General features: G+C 68.1%; 14 protein-coding genes. 9 read left to right on the forward strand and 5 right to left on the reverse strand.

The window, feature by feature from the left end; genetic code table 11:
• Window positions 1-109 precede the first annotated feature (109 nt).
• From ACOBQB_RS34460 to ACOBQB_RS34485, 6 genes are all read left to right on the forward strand, one after another.
• Complete coding sequence (locus ACOBQB_RS34460) at window positions 110-1,039, forward strand: ABC transporter permease (protein WP_423597459.1); 930 nt, start codon at window positions 110-112, stop codon at window positions 1,037-1,039.
• Complete coding sequence (locus ACOBQB_RS34465; protein ID WP_423597460.1) at window positions 1,032-1,976, forward strand: ABC transporter permease; 945 nt, start codon at window positions 1,032-1,034, stop codon at window positions 1,974-1,976. Before ACOBQB_RS34460 ends, ACOBQB_RS34465 begins: the two co-directional genes overlap by 8 nt.
• A gap of 11 nt (window positions 1,977-1,987) precedes the next feature.
• Window positions 1,988-3,046, forward strand: coding sequence for an ABC transporter ATP-binding protein (locus ACOBQB_RS34470; RefSeq protein ID WP_423597462.1), 1,059 nt, complete (start codon window positions 1,988-1,990; stop codon window positions 3,044-3,046).
• Window positions 3,039-4,223 carry an ABC transporter ATP-binding protein gene (locus tag ACOBQB_RS34475; RefSeq protein WP_423597464.1) on the forward strand — a complete coding sequence of 395 codons (1,185 nt, stop codon included), beginning with the start codon at window positions 3,039-3,041 and terminating at the stop codon, window positions 4,221-4,223. The genes ACOBQB_RS34470 and ACOBQB_RS34475 overlap by 8 nt, the downstream gene beginning before the upstream one ends.
• A gap of 168 nt (window positions 4,224-4,391) precedes the next feature.
• Complete coding sequence (locus tag ACOBQB_RS34480; RefSeq protein ID WP_423597466.1) at window positions 4,392-4,925, forward strand: SigE family RNA polymerase sigma factor; 534 nt, start codon at window positions 4,392-4,394, stop codon at window positions 4,923-4,925.
• Window positions 4,918-5,586 carry a hypothetical protein gene (locus ACOBQB_RS34485; protein ID WP_423597468.1) on the forward strand — a complete coding sequence of 223 codons (669 nt, stop codon included), beginning with the start codon at window positions 4,918-4,920 and terminating at the stop codon, window positions 5,584-5,586. Before ACOBQB_RS34480 ends, ACOBQB_RS34485 begins: the two co-directional genes overlap by 8 nt.
• A 239-nt stretch (window positions 5,587-5,825) precedes the next feature.
• Here ACOBQB_RS34485 and ACOBQB_RS34490 read toward each other — a convergent pair whose 3' ends face one another.
• The 5 genes from ACOBQB_RS34490 to ACOBQB_RS34510 all read right to left on the reverse strand — a co-directional run bounded on the left by ACOBQB_RS34490 (window position 5,826) and on the right by ACOBQB_RS34510 (window position 11,961).
• Complete coding sequence (locus ACOBQB_RS34490) at window positions 5,826-6,866, reverse strand: ABC transporter ATP-binding protein (protein ID WP_423597469.1); 1,041 nt, start codon at window positions 6,864-6,866, stop codon at window positions 5,826-5,828.
• Between the two features lie 26 nt (window positions 6,867-6,892).
• Window positions 6,893-7,981 (reverse strand): ABC transporter ATP-binding protein, encoded by a 1,089-nt coding sequence (locus ACOBQB_RS34495; protein WP_423597471.1) that lies wholly within the window; start codon window positions 7,979-7,981, stop codon window positions 6,893-6,895.
• 20 nt (window positions 7,982-8,001) lie between these two features.
• A complete protein-coding gene (locus tag ACOBQB_RS34500; protein WP_423597472.1) occupies window positions 8,002-8,982 on the reverse strand; it encodes an ABC transporter permease in 981 nt (326 codons plus the stop codon).
• Between the two features lie 87 nt (window positions 8,983-9,069).
• Window positions 9,070-10,854, reverse strand: coding sequence for an ABC transporter substrate-binding protein (locus tag ACOBQB_RS34505; protein ID WP_423597474.1), 1,785 nt, complete (start codon window positions 10,852-10,854; stop codon window positions 9,070-9,072).
• A gap of 81 nt (window positions 10,855-10,935) precedes the next feature.
• Window positions 10,936-11,961 carry an ABC transporter permease gene (locus ACOBQB_RS34510; RefSeq protein WP_423597475.1) on the reverse strand — a complete coding sequence of 342 codons (1,026 nt, stop codon included), beginning with the start codon at window positions 11,959-11,961 and terminating at the stop codon, window positions 10,936-10,938.
• Window positions 11,962-12,388: 427 nt separating this feature from the next.
• Between ACOBQB_RS34510 and ACOBQB_RS34515 the strand changes: the two genes are divergently transcribed.
• The 3 genes from ACOBQB_RS34515 (at window position 12,389) to ACOBQB_RS34525 (ending at window position 15,989) form a co-directional block, all read left to right on the forward strand.
• Complete coding sequence (locus tag ACOBQB_RS34515; protein ID WP_423597477.1) at window positions 12,389-14,017, forward strand: peptide ABC transporter substrate-binding protein; 1,629 nt, start codon at window positions 12,389-12,391, stop codon at window positions 14,015-14,017.
• 69 nt (window positions 14,018-14,086) lie between these two features.
• Window positions 14,087-15,010 (forward strand): ABC transporter permease, encoded by a 924-nt coding sequence (locus tag ACOBQB_RS34520; protein WP_423597478.1) that lies wholly within the window; start codon window positions 14,087-14,089, stop codon window positions 15,008-15,010.
• Window positions 15,003-15,989 (forward strand): ABC transporter permease, encoded by a 987-nt coding sequence (locus ACOBQB_RS34525; protein WP_423597480.1) that lies wholly within the window; start codon window positions 15,003-15,005, stop codon window positions 15,987-15,989. The genes ACOBQB_RS34520 and ACOBQB_RS34525 overlap by 8 nt, the downstream gene beginning before the upstream one ends.
• The last annotated feature ends 5 nt before the right edge of the window (window positions 15,990-15,994 follow it).

Here is a 15,994-nt window from a genome sequence, read left to right on the forward strand (position 1 = left end):
CCGAATACCGGCGGCGCGCAGCCCGCGCCGCCGGGCCAGCCCAGGGAGGGCCGCTCCACCGCACACGCGGAGCGGCCCTCCGGGCCGTCTCAAACCCCTCGGAGGCACCATGGGGCGCTTTGTCGCACGGCGACTGCTCCAGATGATCCCGGTGTTCATCGGGTCCACCTTCCTGATCTTCTGCATGATGTTCGCCCTTCCCGGTGATCCCGTACGGGCGCTCTACGGAGAACAGGCACTCGACCAGGCACAGATCCACGAGATCAAGCACAGCCTCGGTCTCGACAAGCCCTTCCTGCTGCAGTACTGGGACTACCTCACGGGGCTGTTCCAGGGCGACTTCGGCACCCAGATCGCCAGCCAGCGACCGGTTTCCGAAGTGATCGCCGAGGCGCTGCCGGTCACCCTCAGACTCGCGCTCTTCGCCTTCGTCTTCGTGTCGGTCGTCGGCATCACGATCGGTCTGATCGCCGGCCTGCGCCCCGACACCCTGGTGGACCGGGCTCTGCTCATCCTGACGCTCCTCCTGGTCTCCATCCCGTCCTTCGTGATGGGTTACCTGGCGCAGTACGTCTTCGCCTTCGAGCTGGGGCTGACCACACCCAACGTCCAGGACTCGGAGAATTTGGGGCAGTTGATGCTGCCCGCCGTGGTGCTCGCGGCGCTCTCCCTCGCCTATGTCGCGCGTCTGACGCGGACGTCCGTGGCGGAGAACCTGCGCGCCGACTACGTCCGCACCGCGGTCGCCAAGGGTCTGCCGCGCCGCCGCATCGTCACCGTCCACCTGCTGCGCAACTCCCTCATCCCCGTCGTCACCTTCCTGGGCACGGAGCTGGGCACGCTGATGGCCGGTGCCGTCGTCACCGAGGGCATCTTCAACGTCCGCGGTATCGGTAACACCGTCTTCGAGGCGCTGACCCGGCGTGAGGGATCCACCGTGGTCGGCATCGTCACGCTGATCGTGATCATCTACCTCGTCGCCAGCCTGATCGTCGACCTGCTTTACGCGGTTCTGGACCCGAGGATCCGTTATGCCTGAGGTAATCGAACCCACCACCACGAGCCCGAAGACGCCGACCGTCGAGGTGCTGCCCGGGACGGGCAAGCCCGAGAAGGCGCGCAGCCTGTGGACCGATGCCTGGGGCCAACTGCGGCGCAACCCGCTCTTCGTGGTCTCCGCGATCCTGATCGTGCTGCTGCTCGTCATGGCGATCGCGCCGGGGCTCTTCACCGGCGCCTCACCGCGCGACGGCGACCTGGCCAACCGCTATCTGCAGAAGCCGCACTGGGGCAACTTCTTCGCCCCCGACTGGTTCGGCTACGACGTGCAGGGGCGTTCCATCTACGCCCGCGTGGTGCACGGCACCCGCAACTCCATCGCCGTGGCCGTCGGCGTGACCCTGATCGTCACCGCCGTCGGCACCGTCGTCGGCATGACCGCCGGTTACTTCGGCGGCTGGCTGGACGCCGTGCTCTCCCGGATCATCGACATCTTCTTCGGTATCCCCTTCCTGCTCGGTGCCATGGTCGTACTCACCACCTTCGCCGAGCGCAAGCTGCCGGTGATCATCCTCGCCCTGGCCTTCCTCGGCTGGACCCAGATCGCCCGTGTGGCGCGCGGCGCGGTGATCTCGATCAAACACAACGACTACGTGGTGGCCGCCCGGGCGCTCGGCGCGAGCACGTCGCGGATCATGCTGCGGCACATCCTGCCCAACGCCGTCGCGCCGGTGATCGTCGTGGCGACCATCGCGCTCGGTGGCTACATCGCGACCGAGGCCACGCTGTCCTTCCTCGGCATCGGACTGGCCGAGCCCGCCGTCTCCTGGGGCCTGGACGTCTCGGCGGCCAAGGACCAGCTGCGCACCGCGCCGCATGTCCTGCTGATCCCGTCGGTCATGGTGTCGATCACCGTCCTGGCGTTCCTGATGTTCGGCGATGCGGTACGCAGCGCCCTCGACCCCAAGCTGCGCTGAGGGAGGCGTACGTGACCATCATCGAGAAAACCGCGGGTGTTCCCGCGCCGCGCGACGGCGCGGACGACGGCGGTCCGCTGCTCGAAGTCCGTGACCTGCACGTGGAGTTCCACACCCGTGACGGTGTCGTCCGAGCGGTCAACGGTGTGAACTACACCGTCAGCGCGGGCGAGACCCTCGCCGTCCTCGGCGAGTCCGGCTCCGGCAAGTCCGTGACCGCGCAGGCCATCATGGGCATCCTCGACATGCCGCCCGGAAAGATCCCGCAGGGCGAGATCCTCTTCCGCGGCCAGGACATGCTGAAGATGTCGGGGGAGGAGCGCAGGAAGATCCGCGGACGTAAGATCGCGATGATTTTCCAGGACGCGCTGTCGTCCCTCAACCCCGTCCTCTCGGTGGGCTACCAGCTCAGCGAGATGTTCCGGGTGCACGAGGGAATGGGCCGCAAGGAAGCCAAGGCCAAGGCCATCGAGCTGATGGACAAGGTCAAGATCCCGGCCGCCAAGGAGCGGGTGAACGACTACCCGCACCAGTTCTCCGGCGGTATGCGCCAGCGCATCATGATCGCGATGGCGCTCGCCCTGGACCCGGACCTGATCATCGCGGACGAGCCCACCACGGCGCTCGACGTGACGGTCCAGGCCCAGGTCATGGACCTGCTCGCGGAACTCCAGCGCGAGTACAACATGGGCCTGATCCTGATCACCCACGACCTCGGTGTCGTCGCCGACGTCGCGGACAAGATCGCGGTGATGTACGCGGGCCGGATCGTCGAGACGGCACCGGTCCACGAGCTGTACAAGCGCCCCGCGCACCCGTACACCCGTGGCCTGCTCGACTCGATCCCGCGCCTGGACCAGAAGGGCCAGGAGCTCTACGCGATCAAGGGCCTGCCGCCGAACCTGCTCAAGATCCCCGGCGGTTGCGCGTTCAACCCGCGCTGCCCCAAGGCGCAGGACATCTGCCGCACGGAGGTCCCGGCCCTGGTGCCGGTCACCGAGCAGGACGGCGCGTCGCTGCCGGGCCGCCGCAGCGCGTGCCACTTCTGGAAGGAGACGATCCATGGCTGAGCCGACGAAGGCCTCCAAGGCCGCCAAGGCCCCGAAGGCCGCCAAGGCCGAGAAGCCGCTGGCCGCGACGCCGAACGTCTCCGAGGTGGAGACGGTCGACGCCGCCACCGAGATGGAGGCCGTGGCCGCCATCGAGGCCCCGGTCGAGCGCGGCGAGCCGATCCTCCAGGTCCGCAACCTGGTCAAGCACTTCCCGCTCACGCGGGGAATCCTGATCAAGAAGCAGATCGGTGCGGTCAAGGCGGTCGACGGCGTCTCCTTCGACCTCTACCAGGGCGAGACGCTGGGCATCGTGGGCGAGTCCGGCTGCGGCAAGTCCACGGTCGCCAAGCTCCTCATGACGCTGGAGCGCGCCACCGCGGGCGAGGTCTTCTACAAGGGCCAGGACATCACCAAGCTGTCCGGGCGCGCGCTGAAGGCCGTCCGCCGCAACATCCAGATGGTGTTCCAGGACCCGTACACCTCGCTCAACCCCCGTATGACGGTGGGCGACATCATCGGGGAGCCCTTCGAGATCCACTCCGAGGTGGCCCCGAAGGGTTCGCGCCGCCAGAAGGTCCAGGAGCTCCTGGACGTGGTGGGCCTGAACCCCGAGTACATCAACCGCTACCCGCACCAGTTCTCGGGCGGTCAGCGCCAGCGCATCGGCATCGCGCGCGGCCTGGCCCTCAACCCCGAGATCATCATCTGCGACGAGCCGGTCTCGGCCCTGGACGTCTCCGTCCAGGCCCAGGTCATCAATCTGATGGAGAAGCTCCAGGACGAGTTCAACCTCTCCTACCTCTTCATCGCGCACGACCTGTCGATCGTCCGGCACATCTCGGACCGCGTGGGCGTCATGTACCTCGGCAAGATGGCGGAGATCGGCTCCGACGAGCAGATCTACGACCACCCGACGCATCCCTACACGCAGGCGCTGCTGTCGGCGGTGCCGGTCCCGGACCCGGAGGCGCGTGAGGGCCGCGAGCGGATCATCCTGACGGGAGACGTGCCGTCGCCCGCGAACCCGCCCTCGGGCTGCCGCTTCCGTACCCGCTGCTGGAAGGCGGAGGACAAGTGCGCGACGGAGGTGCCGCTGCTGGCGATCCCGGAGCGTTTCGTCGGCCAGGACACGCCGGCGGCGCACGAGTCGGCGTGCCACTTCGCGGAGGAGAAGGACGTCGTGCACGCGGCGTGACTTTCCTGCCCTCCGGCCTGCACGAGACCGAAGGCGCCCCCGGCCGTCAGGGCCGGGGGCGCCTTCGTGTGTAACAACCCGTGGTCACCGTGCGTGTATCAACCAGAAGCCGGCAAAAGCAAGCAGAAGCAAGCGCAAGCGCGGGCGGGGACAGACGGGGGAGAGACGATGGCGACGCGGTCGGAAGGCTCTGCGGATTCCGCGGAGTTCGACGCGTTCTACGCCGCGACTGCCAAGCGCCTGGTCGCCACGGTCTATGCCATGACCGGGGACCTGGCGGAGGCGGAGGACGCGGTGCAGGAGGCGTATGTACGGGCCTGGCAGCGGTGGGAGCGGCTGACCAGGGAGGGCGATCCGCTGCCGTGGGTGCGGACGGTGGCCTCGCGGCTGGCCATCAGCACCTGGCGGCGGACCCGGAACCGGCTGCGGGCGCAGCTGCGGCACGGCGCGGCCTCGGATGCCCCGGAGCTGTCACCGGACCGGGTGGCCCTGGTGGCCGCCCTGCGCCAACTGCCACCCCAGCAGCGGCAGGCGGTGGTCCTGCACCACCTCCTGGACCTCCCGTTGGAGCAGGTCGCCCGCGAGACGGGCTCCTCCAACGGCGCGGTCCGCACCCGGCTGAGCCGGGCCAGGAAGGTCCTGGGGGAGCGACTGTCCGACACATCCGCACACACTGCCGAGGGGGCGACCAGCCATGGCTGAGGTCGAGGTCGAGGAGCTGCTGGACGAGGTCACCGTACGGATGCCGAGCGGCGCGGAGCTGCGGACGCGAGGCCGCCGCCGAAGGGTGCGGCGGCGGGCCGCGCTGGTGGCCGCGGCGGTGGCGGTCACCGGAGGGGCGCTGGCGATGGCGGCGCTGTCCGGGGGCGGCGAGGAGGGCCGGGACATACGCCCCGCGGCCACGCCCACAAAGAACCCCTTCCTGGTGGACGGCATGGTGCGCCTGCTGCCTCCCGAGCGGATGCCGGCCGCCGGAAAGTGGCAGTGGACGGGGTACGGGGAGGAAACGATGGAGAACAACCCGCTGCCGAGGGTCGGGGGACGCGACAGCTGCCCGGCCTCGTACGCCGAGCGGTCGGCGCCCGACCAGACCCAGTACGGCACGGAGTACTACAGCGACAAGGGGGCCAACGCGCGGCAGCGCGTCACCTCGTACGAGAACGCGTCTGTCGCACGACGCGAGGCCGCCCTGCTCGACGAGGCGCTGACGGAGTGCGGTCTCCAGCGGCACGGCAAGGGAACGGCCGCCCACTGGTCCGGCACGACCGAGTCCTCCTCGTGGCTGCGGGTGGAGGTCGAGCGCTGGGGGAAGTGGGTCTCGGTGGTGGAGGTGGAGGTCGAGGAGTCGGCGAGGGGCCGGTGACGAAGGACGCGTCCTCGTACCTTTCTGGTCCACAGCCCGACAGAAGGAAGAGCCATGAACCGACCCCGTTACCAACCCCAACCCCAGCCGCCCCGGAACCGGCCGCGCCCCGCTCGGGTCAAGGGGGAAGGGCGGGGGCCGGTCCCGGGCGGCGGGGCCCGGACCCGGAGGGGTGGGGGGCGGGGCCCCGGCTCGGCAGCTGGGGGCGGGCGGCCGGGCGGCAGTCAGGGGGGCGGCGGTCAGAGGGACTTGCGTGCCGCCGGGACGGCCAACTCCGCTGAGCCCTCGGGGTAGTGGCATGCCGTCAGGTGACCGTCGCGGTTGCCGTCGATCTGGACCAGTGGCGGGTTCTCCGACGCGCACTTGTCCGTCGCCTTCCAGCAGCGCGTGCGGAAGCGGCAGCCGGAGGGCGGGTTGACCGGGGACGGCACGTCGCCCGTGAGCAGGATGCGCTCGCGGCGCGGGACGTCGTCCGCCGTCGCCTCGGGGACGGCGGACAGGAGGGCCTTCGTGTAGGGGTGGCGAGGATTGCCGTACAGGTCCTCACGGTCCGCGATCTCCACGATCCGGCCCAGGTACATCACCGCGACCCGCTGGGAGAAGTGCCGGACCACCGCCAGGTCGTGAGCGATGAACAGGAACGCGATGTTCAGTTCCTTCTGGAGCTTCTGGAGCAGGTTGACCACCTGCGCCTGGATCGACACGTCGAGCGCGGACACCGGTTCGTCCGCGACGATCAGCTTCGGCTCCATGGCCAGGGCGCGGGCCACGCCGATGCGCTGCCGCTGGCCGCCCGAGAACTCGTGCGGGAAGCGGTTGTAGTGCTCGGGGTTGAGGCCGACCGTCTCCAGGAGCTCGCGGACCCGTGCCTCCCGGCCGCCCGCCGGGTTGATGTCGTTGACCTCCATCGGGCCGGAGATGATCTTGCCGACCGTCTGGCGGGGGTTCAGCGACGCGTACGGATCCTGGAAGATCATCTGGATCTCGGAGCGGACCGGCGCCAGTTCCCTGCGCGAGGAGTGCGTGATGTCCTTGCCCTGGTAGGAGATCTTCCCGCCGGTCGGTTCGAGCAGGCGCGTGATCAGGCGGCCCGTCGTCGACTTGCCGCAGCCGGACTCGCCGACCAGGCCGAGGCTCTCGCCCTCGGCGACGGTGAAGTCCAGGCCGTCCACCGCCTGCACGGCGCCGACCTTCCGTCTGAACGGAAAGCCACCCATGATCGGGAAGTGTTTGGTCAGCCCGCTGACATCCAGGAGAGGAGTGGGAGTGGTGCTGCTCATCGTCGTGAAGTCCCGTCTCTTGTACGTCAGTCGCGTCGGTCGCGTCGGTCGCGTCGATCGGCGGTGCGCGCGCCCCGCCCGGCACCGCCCGCGGACCCCGCCGAGCCGGCGAAGTCCGCGAAGAACTCCGACCGCTGCTCCGAGGTGAGGTGGCAGGCGGCGCCCCGGCCCCCGGTCAGTTGCAGGAGCGGCTGCTCGCCCGAGCAGCGCCCGCCCCCGACCTGCTCGGTGAACGTGCACCGCGGGTGGAAGCGGCAGCCGGACGGCGGGTTGAGGAGGCTCGGCGGCGAACCGGGAATCGGCGAGAGCGGTACGTCCACCGGGCCGTCCAGCGACGGCATGGAGCCCAGCAGCCCCCAGGTGTAGGGGTGCTGCGGCGAGCGCAGCACCTCCTTCTTCGTGCCGCGCTCCACGCACCGGCCGCCGTACATCACCAGGACGTCGTCCGCGATGTCCGCGATCACGCCGAGGTCGTGGGTGATGAAGATGATCGACGTGCCGAACTCCTGCTGGAGTTCCTTGAGCAGGTCCATGATCTGCGCCTGGACCGTCACGTCGAGGGCCGTGGTCGGCTCGTCGGCGATCAGCAGCGTCGGGTTGCAGACCAGCGACATCGCGATCATCGCGCGCTGGCGCATGCCGCCGGAGAACTGGTGCGGATAGTCGTCCACGCGCAGGTCCGGCTGCGGGATGCCGACCTTCGTCAGCATCTCGATCGAGCGCGCCCGCGCCTCCTTCTTGGAGGCGCCGGTGTGCTTGCGGTACGTCTCGCCGATCTGCCGGCCGATGGTGTGGTACGGCGAAAGGGAGGCGAGGGCGTCCTGGAAGATCATCGCCATCTTGTTGCCGCGCAGCCGCTCCAGCTCCCGCTCGGTGGCGGTGAGCAACTCCTGCCCGTCGAGCAGGATCTCGCCGTCGATCGCCGTGCTGTCCTTGTGGTGCAGGCCGAGGATGGCGAGGTTGGTGACGGACTTGCCGGAGCCGGACTCGCCGACGATGCCGAGGGTCTTGCCCTGCTCCAGGTCGAAGTCGAGGCCGTCCACGGCCTTGACCACGCCGTCCTCGGTGGAGAAGTGGACGCGCAGGTCGCGTACGGACAAGAAGGGGGTGCTCATCAGATCTCTCTCCCTGAGCCCTAGGCGAGGCGTACGCGCGGGTCGATCAACGCGTACAGGGCGTCGACGATGATGTTGAAGACGACGATCGCGGCGGCCGCCACGAGGACCACCCCGAGCAGCAGGGGCAGGTCGCTGGTGTCGACGGCCTTGACCGACAGTTCGCCGATGCCGTGCAGGGCGAACGTCTTCTCGGTGATGATCGCGCCGCCGAGCAGGACGCCGACGTCGAGGCCGAAGATCGTGACGATCGGGCCCATCGCGCCGCGCCACGCGAAGCGGAAGAAGACCGTGCGCCGGGAGAGACCCTTGGCCCGGGCCGTACGGACGTAGTCCTCGTTCATGGTCTCGACCAGTTGCGAACGGGACATGCGGGTGTAGTTCGCGGTGAAGATGAGCGCGAGCACGAGCCAGGGGATCAGCAGCCCGGAGAACCACTTGGCGGGGTTCTCGGAGATCGGTGTGTACGAAGGCCGTTCCAGCAGGTGCATCTGGTCGGTGAGGAGGTACACGGCGAAGACGCCGACGACGTAGATCTGCATCGAGGACGCGATGAGGGACGCGGACGACGCGATCTTGTCGAGGGCCTTCCCCTGCTTGAGGGCGGCCAGCATGCCGGTGCCCACGCCGAAGACGACGAACACGACGGCGGCGCCCAGCGAGAGGGAGACCGTGGTCGGGAAGCGGTCGAGGATGGTGGCGAGGACGGGCTCACGGTTGCGGAACGAGTAGCCGAGGCAGGGCGCGTCACAGAAGCCGTATGTGTCGTAGTCGCGGCCGACGAACAGGCCCTCGAACCAGTGCCAGTACTGCATGGGCAGCGGATCGGCGATCCCCAGGTTCTGCTTCACCAGCGCCAGCGTGTCGGGCGGGCAGACCTTGCCGCAGGCCAGACGGGCGGGATCGCGCGGGGCGGCGTAGAAGAGAAGGAAGACGATCGCGCTGATGATCAGCAGGATCACCGCGCCGCCGATGATGCGGCGAATGAGGAAGCGGAGCATGGGAGTTGGGGTTCCTGACGGATGCCGTAAGGGAAGTGGGGGCCGGGGCGGGCTGCCGCGCGGGAGCCCGCCCCGGAGGGCCGGTCGTCAGGCCTTGACGTACGTCTTGTGGAGCAGCGTCGCGGCGAACTGCGGGTCGTGGATGGCGCCGCCGACCTTGGAGCCGTGCAGGTACCAGCGACGCTGGTAGGTCTCCGGGATGATCGGCACGACCTCCTTCATGATCCGCTTGTCCAGCTCGGCCCAGGCCTTGCCGGCCTCCTTCGGGTCCGAGATGACGGCGTTCTTCTTGATCGCCTCGTTGATCCAGGGGACGTCGCACTGTGAGACGTTGTTCTGGCCGTCACCGATGGCCGAGCCGTCGAACATCGGCTGCATCATGGTGTAGGCGGTCGGCCAGTCCGGTGACCAGCCGAACCACATCACGTCGAACTTGTTGTCCAGGCGCTGCGCCTGGTCGTAGAAGTCCGTCGAGTTGAGCGGCTTGATGACCGGGTCGAAGCCCGCGGCCTTCAGGTTTTTCTCGATGACGATCTTGGTCTTGTCGTAGGTGGGACGACGGGGGAAGGCGTACACGATCTTGGTGCCGAGCTTCCCGGCCGCCTTCAGGATCTCGCGGGCCTTCTTGACGTCTCCCTGCGGCTTGTCCAGCTTGCCGTAGAGGTCGAACTTCTCGCGGCCGACGATGTCGGGGCTGAGGATCGTGGTCGCGTAGTCCCCCGCGGTGGAGCCGCCGTAGATCTTGCGGCTCTGCTCCAGCGGCCAGGCGACGAGGAGGGCCTTGCGGACCTCGACGTCGGTGACGCGCGTCATGTTGATGGCGAAGTAGTAGGTGCCCGACGACAGGCCGTTGAAGCTGCGCTTCTTGAGGTCGGGCGTGGTGAGCACCTTCTGCATGCGCTCGGCCGGGATCGGCTCGTAGATGGCGACCATCTGCTGGTCCGTGCCCTGGTCCGCGATGAAGCGGTCGCAGGACTCGGGACCGGTCGGCCCGAACTCGAACTCGAAGCTGTCCGGGTAGGCGTTGCGGATCGGGTCGGTCTTCGGGTCCCAGTGCTTGTTGCGCGTCATCGTGAGCGACTTGTCGATGGAGCGGTGCTTGACGATGTACGGGCCGCAGGAGAAGGGCGCCTTGTCGTACTTCTCCTTGGTGTCGTGCTTCACGGGCGTGGCGGCGTACGAGTGCATCGCCAGCGTGAAGTTGAACTCCGGGCGGGATTCCTTCAGGTGGAAGGTGATGGTCTTCTTCGCCTTGTCGGTGACGATCGAGTCCAGGTGCTTTCCCTTGTACGGACCCTCGTATCCGTCACGCCACTTGGCGCCCTTGCCGGTCAGCGCCTGCTGGACGTAGATGGCACCTTCGGTGACGAACGAGGCCCAGGCGCGCTCGAAGCCGTGCCGGACGTCGTCGACGGTCAGCTCGCTGCCGTCCTGCCACTTCAGGCCGTCCTTCAGCGTGAAGGTCCAGGTCTTGTTGTCGTCGGAGGCCGTGCCCGTGTCGGTGGCGAGGTCTCCGACGAGGATCTGGCGGCCCTTCATGTCGGTCTGGTAGCCGGTCAGGCAGCGCGCGAAGAGGTTGGCGATGGAGGCGTTGTACGCGAAGTAGATGCGCTGGGGGTCCATGTGCGACACGTCGTCCTCGGCGACGCCGTAGATCGTGCCGCCCTTCCGCCCGCCGGGAACCTCGGGCGCGGGCCCGGTGGAGTCCTCTTTGGTGCCGATCTTCACGGACGCGTTCGTGTACTCGGTGGCACCGCCGTGCGATCCGCCGTTGCCCCCGCCCGAGTCACCGCTGCTGCACGCGGACAGGACGAGCGAACCGCCCGCCGCCACGGACGTCGAGATGAGGAGGTTTCTGCGTGAGATTGCCATGTGGCCACCAACCCTGTGTGAAGGAGAAGAGCGGAGAGCGGACCGGCGCCGCCCCGTCGCGCGCGCCGGTCCCGGGGAGTGTCAGCGTTTGGTCTTCGGGTCGAGCGCGTCGCGCGCCGAGTCGCCGAGGAGGTTGAAGGCCACCACGAAGATCACCATGGCGAGGCCCGGGAACACCATGAACGTGATGTCGTCCTGGTAGTACTTCGAGCCGTTCTGGATCATCACGCCCCAGTCCGGGGTGGGCTCCTCAAGTCCGACGCCCAGGAAGGCGAGTCCCGCCTCGGCCGTGACGAACAAGGGGAGCAGGAGCGTCGCCTGGATCAGGATGGGCGTCCACAGATTCGGGAGCAGTTCCTTGAAGATGATGCGCGCCGGAGAGGCTCCCGTGACCTTGGCGGCCTCCACGAACTCCCGCTCGCGCAGGGCGAGTACCTCGCCGCGCAGCAGGCGGGCCATGGGGGCCCAGCCGAAGGCGGTCATGACGGTGATGAGGCTGGTGACGGTCAGCCACTGCGGGATCTTGTCCTCGGGGCTGACCAGGATCGAGATCATCACCGGGAAGAAGGCGATGTAGAAGAGCGTGGAGGGGAAGGCCAGCAGGATGTCGATGACCCGGCCGATGAGGTAGTCCGTCTTGCCGCCGACGTAGCCGGCGGTGATACCGACGGTGATCCCGAGCAGCGTCACCAGGATCGTCGTCGCGGTCGCGATCAGCAGGGAGTTGCGGATCCCGTACAGGAGAAAGGTGAAGACGTCCCGGCCGAGGACGGGCTCGATGCCGAACCAGAACTCCCCGTCGATTCCGCCGTTCGGCTTGACCGGGTAGTTGAAGTCGTTGAGCAGCCCGGGCCGGTCGAGTCCGTAGGTGTCGTACGGATTCTTGCCGTATACCTTGGCGATCAGCGGCGCGCAGAGGGCGGCGACGAAGAAGAACAGCACGACGCACGCCGCGATCACCCCCGACTTGTCCCTCTTGAACCGAGTCCAGGCGAGCCGCCCCGGCGAACGGCCCTCGCTGCCCTGCTTCTTGGGCGAGGAGGGGGTGCCGTCGGTTCTGTCCGTCACGTCAAGTGCGGCGGCAGCGGCGGGGGTTGGCGAGGTCATGGCGCTCCAGGCCCGGAGGGGTCATCAGGATTCCGCAGGACAACCAGGCGCCCACGGGCTAGGCGCGACTTTCGCAAGGCGTTTCCCACGCGGTCAATGAATGTTGGTCCGACTTGAGGGGCTCTTGAGGTCCTTGACCATCCCTTTGCTCGAACAATGCCTCCGCATTGCCTTGGCGTAATCAAGCGTGATGGACAAAAGGGCGGAAGTTTCGGCAAGCACGGCAATGAGTCCGATATGCGGGCGCCGCCGTCTCGGAATGCGTACATCCGGATGGGTCCGGTTCTCGTACGGAGGGGCCCGGCCTCGTACGGGTGGAGTAAATATGCGGTTCATTCCGCTTGCGGCGATATTGGGGCGTACGTGACCGACCTGGATCAGGTGACTCGTTCAGGTGACAGCCCGGAACCCGGAACAGGAGATCTCCATGCGTGGAGCCACGCACGCCAAGTGGGCCGCATGCGCGGTGACCGCCGTCCTCGTGGCGACGGCCTGTGGCGGCGGGGGAAGCGGCGGCGGCGGTGGCGACGACGGAATCGTGACCTCCTCCTGGGGCGACCCGCAGAATCCGCTCGAACCCGCGAACACCAACGAGGTCCAGGGCGGCAAGATCCTCGACATGATCTTCCGGGGTCTCAAGCGGTACGACCCGAAGACCGGCGAGGCCAAGAACATGGTCGCCGAGTCGATCGAGACGAAGGACGCGCAGAACTTCACCGTCAAGATCAAGAAGGACTGGACGTTCAGCAACGGCGAGAAGATCACCGCAAAGTCCTTCGTGGACGCCTGGAACTACGGCGCCAACATCGAGAACAACCAGAAGAACGCGTACTTTTTCGGCTACATCGACGGATACGACAAGGTCCACCCCGAGAAGGGCGAGCCGAGCGCCAAGACCCTCTCCGGGCTGAAGGTCGTCGACGACACCACCTTCACCGTCAAGCTCACCCAGAAGTTCTCCACCTGGCCCGACACCCTCGGCTACCCCACGTTCGCGCCGCTGCCCAAGGCGTTCTACGACGACCACGACGCCTGGCTGTCCAAGCCCGTCGGCAACGGCCCGTACACCGTCGACGCGTACACCAAGGGCTCGCAGATGTCCCTGCGCAGGTGGGACGCGTACCCGGGCGCGGACAAGGCCCGCAACGGCGGGGTCGACATGCAGGTCTACACCGACAACAACACCGCCTACACCAACCTGATGGCCGGCAACCTCGACCTCGTCGACGACGTGCCCGCGGCGCAGCTCAGGAACGCCGGGAGCGACCTCGGCGACCGCTACATCAACACCCCCGCGGGCATCATCCAGACCCTCGCCTTCCCCTTCTACGACCCCGAGTGGAGCAAGCCGGGCCGGGAGAAGGTCCGCCGGGGACTTTCCATGGCGATCAACCGTGAGCAGATCACCGAGGCGATCTTCCAGAAAACGCGCACGCCCGCCACCGACTGGACCTCCCCGGTGCTCGGCGAGGACGGCGGCTACAAGTCCGGGCTCTGCGGCGACGCCTGCACGTACGACGCCGCGCGGGCCAAGCGGCTGGTCGAGGAGGGCGGCGGCATCCCCGGCGGCCGGCTGAGGATCACGTACAACGCGGACACCGGCTCGCACAAGGAGTGGGTCGACGCCGTCTGCAACTCCATCAACAAGGCGCTGGAGAAGGACAAGGCCTGCGTCGGCAACCCCGTCGGCACCTTCGCCGACTTCCGCAGCCAGGCGTCCCAGCAGCAGCTCGACGGGCCCTGGCGCGCGGGCTGGCAGATGGACTACCCGCTGATCCAGAACTTCCTGGAACCGAACTACTTCACGGACGCCTCGTCCAACGACGGGAAGTTCTCCGACGAGAAGTTCGACAGGCTCGTCAACGAGGCCAACGCGGAGACCGACGACGCCAAGGCCGTCGCCACGTTCCAGGAGGCCGAGAAGATCCTCGCCGAGAAGATGCCGGCCATCCCGCTCTGGTACCAGAACGGCAGCGCGGGCCACTCGGAGCGGATCTCCGACGTCGCGCTGAACCAGTTCAGCGTGCCGGTGTACGACCAGATCAAGGTCGACTGACGACCGAGCCGCCGGGAGCGGCCCCCTCGCACCTCGTGCCGGGCCGCGCCCCCGACCCCGGAGCCGCTCATGGGACGTTATGTGATCCGGCGTCTGTTGCAGATGATCCCCGTCTTCTTCGGCGCCACCCTGCTGATCTTCCTGATGGTGCACGTGATGGGCGACCCCGTCGCGGGCCTGTGCGGCGACCGCCGGTGCGACCCCGCCACGGCCACCCGGCTCAAGCAGGAGTTCGGCCTCGACAAGCCGGTGGGGCAGCAATACCTGACCTATATGGGCAACGTCTTCGTCGGCGACTTCGGCACCGCCTTCAACGGCCAGAAGGTCACCGAGCTGATGGCGGCCGCCTTCCCCGTCACCATCCGGCTGACCCTCGTCGCCATCGTCTTCGAGATCGTCATCGGCATCTCGCTCGGCGTCCTCACCGGGCTGCGGCGCGGGCGGCCCATCGACACCGGCGTCCTGCTGCTCACGCTCGTGGTGATCTCCATCCCGACGTTCGTCACCGGGCTCGTGCTCCAGCTGCTGCTCGGCGTCCAATGGGGCGTCATCAAACCGTCCGTGTCCGCCGAGGCGCCCCTCGACGAACTGCTGATCCCAGGGCTCGTCCTCGCCTCGGTCTCCCTCGCGTACGTGACCCGCCTGACCCGCACCTCCATCGCGGAGAACCGGCGCGCCGACTACGTCCGCACCGCCGTCGCCAAGGGCCTGCCCCGGCGCCGCGTCATCACCCGGCACCTGCTGCGCAACTCCCTCATCCCCGTCGTCACCTTCATCGGCACGGACGTGGGCGCGCTGATGGGCGGCGCGATCGTCACCGAACGGATCTTCAACATCCACGGCGTCGGCTTCCAGCTCTACCAGGGCATCCTGCGCCAGAGCACCCAGACCGTCGTCGGCTTCGTGACCGTACTCGTCCTGGTCTTCCTGCTGGCCAACCTCATTGTCGACCTCCTGTACGCCGTACTCGACCCGAGGATCCGCTATGCCTGAACCCCATCAGCCGGAGCGCGCGATCGCGGCGACCGGCGCGGGCGGTGCCATGGATCTCGCCGCGAGCGAGGCGACCTCGCTGGAAGCGACGCCCGGCGGCCCCGGCGGCCCCGACGGCACCGGTCCCGCGGCCCCCGCCCGCAGCCTCTGGTCCGACGCCTGGCGCGACCTGCGGCGCAACCCGGTCTTCATCATCTCGGGCCTGATCATCGTCTTCCTCCTCGTCATCTCCCTGTGGCCCTCGCTCATCGCCACCGGCAACCCGCTGGCCTGCGACCTCGCCAACGCGCAGAAAGGTTCCGCCCCCGGCCACCCCTTCGGCTTCAACGAACAGGGCTGCGACGTCTACACCCGCGTCGTCCACGGCACCCGCGTCTCCGTCACCGTCGGCGTCTGCGCCACGCTCGGCGTCGCGCTCCTCGGCAGCGTGCTCGGCGGCCTCGCCGGGTTCTTCGGCGGTGTGTGGGACGCGATCCTCTCCCGCATCACCGACGTCTTCTTCGCCATCCCCGTCGTCCTCGGCGGCCTCGTACTCCTGTCCGTGGTGACCAGCTCCACCGTCTGGCCCGTGGTCGGCTTCATGGTGCTGCTCGGCTGGCCGCAGATCTCCCGCATCGCGCGCGGCTCGGTCATCACCGCCAAGCAGAACGACTACGTCCAGGCGGCGCGGGCGCTCGGCGCCTCCAACTCCCGGCTGCTGCTGCGCCACATCACGCCGAACGCCGTCGCCCCCGTGATCGTCGTCGCGACCATCGCGCTCGGTACGTTCATCGCGCTCGAAGCCACGCTCTCCTACCTCGGCGTCGGGCTGAAGCCGCCGACCGTCAGCTGGGGCATCGACATCTCGGCCGCCTCCCTCTACATCCGCAACGCCCCGCACATGCTGCTCTGGCCGGCCGGCGCGCTGGCCGTCACCGTCCTGGCGTTCATCATGCTCGGCGACGCGGTGCGCGACGCCCTCGACCCGAAGCTGAGGTAGGCGCC

Source organism: Streptomyces sp. G5(2025) (assembly GCF_049542075.1).
Classification (GTDB): domain Bacteria; phylum Actinomycetota; class Actinomycetes; order Streptomycetales; family Streptomycetaceae; genus Streptomyces.

Bases quoted from the DNA above. Each gene is read 5' to 3' on its own strand.
- ACOBQB_RS34460 (WP_423597459.1), top strand. From the start codon at position 110: ATGGGGCGCTTTGTCGCACGGCGACTGCTCCAGATGATCCCGGTGTTC.
- ACOBQB_RS34465 (WP_423597460.1), top strand. From the start codon at position 1,032: ATGCCTGAGGTAATCGAACCCACCACCACGAGCCCGAAGACGCCGACC.
- ACOBQB_RS34475 (WP_423597464.1), top strand. From the start codon at position 3,039: ATGGCTGAGCCGACGAAGGCCTCCAAGGCCGCCAAGGCCCCGAAGGCC.
- ACOBQB_RS34480 (WP_423597466.1), top strand. From the start codon at position 4,392: ATGGCGACGCGGTCGGAAGGCTCTGCGGATTCCGCGGAGTTCGACGCG.
- ACOBQB_RS34485 (WP_423597468.1), top strand. From the start codon at position 4,918: ATGGCTGAGGTCGAGGTCGAGGAGCTGCTGGACGAGGTCACCGTACGG.
- ACOBQB_RS34490 (WP_423597469.1), bottom strand. From the start codon at position 6,866: ATGAGCAGCACCACTCCCACTCCTCTCCTGGATGTCAGCGGGCTGACC.
- ACOBQB_RS34495 (WP_423597471.1), bottom strand. From the start codon at position 7,981: ATGAGCACCCCCTTCTTGTCCGTACGCGACCTGCGCGTCCACTTCTCC.
- ACOBQB_RS34500 (WP_423597472.1), bottom strand. From the start codon at position 8,982: ATGCTCCGCTTCCTCATTCGCCGCATCATCGGCGGCGCGGTGATCCTG.
- ACOBQB_RS34505 (WP_423597474.1), bottom strand. From the start codon at position 10,854: ATGGCAATCTCACGCAGAAACCTCCTCATCTCGACGTCCGTGGCGGCG.
- ACOBQB_RS34510 (WP_423597475.1), bottom strand. From the start codon at position 11,961: ATGACCTCGCCAACCCCCGCCGCTGCCGCCGCACTTGACGTGACGGAC.
- ACOBQB_RS34515 (WP_423597477.1), top strand. From the start codon at position 12,389: ATGCGTGGAGCCACGCACGCCAAGTGGGCCGCATGCGCGGTGACCGCC.
- ACOBQB_RS34520 (WP_423597478.1), top strand. From the start codon at position 14,087: ATGGGACGTTATGTGATCCGGCGTCTGTTGCAGATGATCCCCGTCTTC.
- ACOBQB_RS34525 (WP_423597480.1), top strand. From the start codon at position 15,003: ATGCCTGAACCCCATCAGCCGGAGCGCGCGATCGCGGCGACCGGCGCG.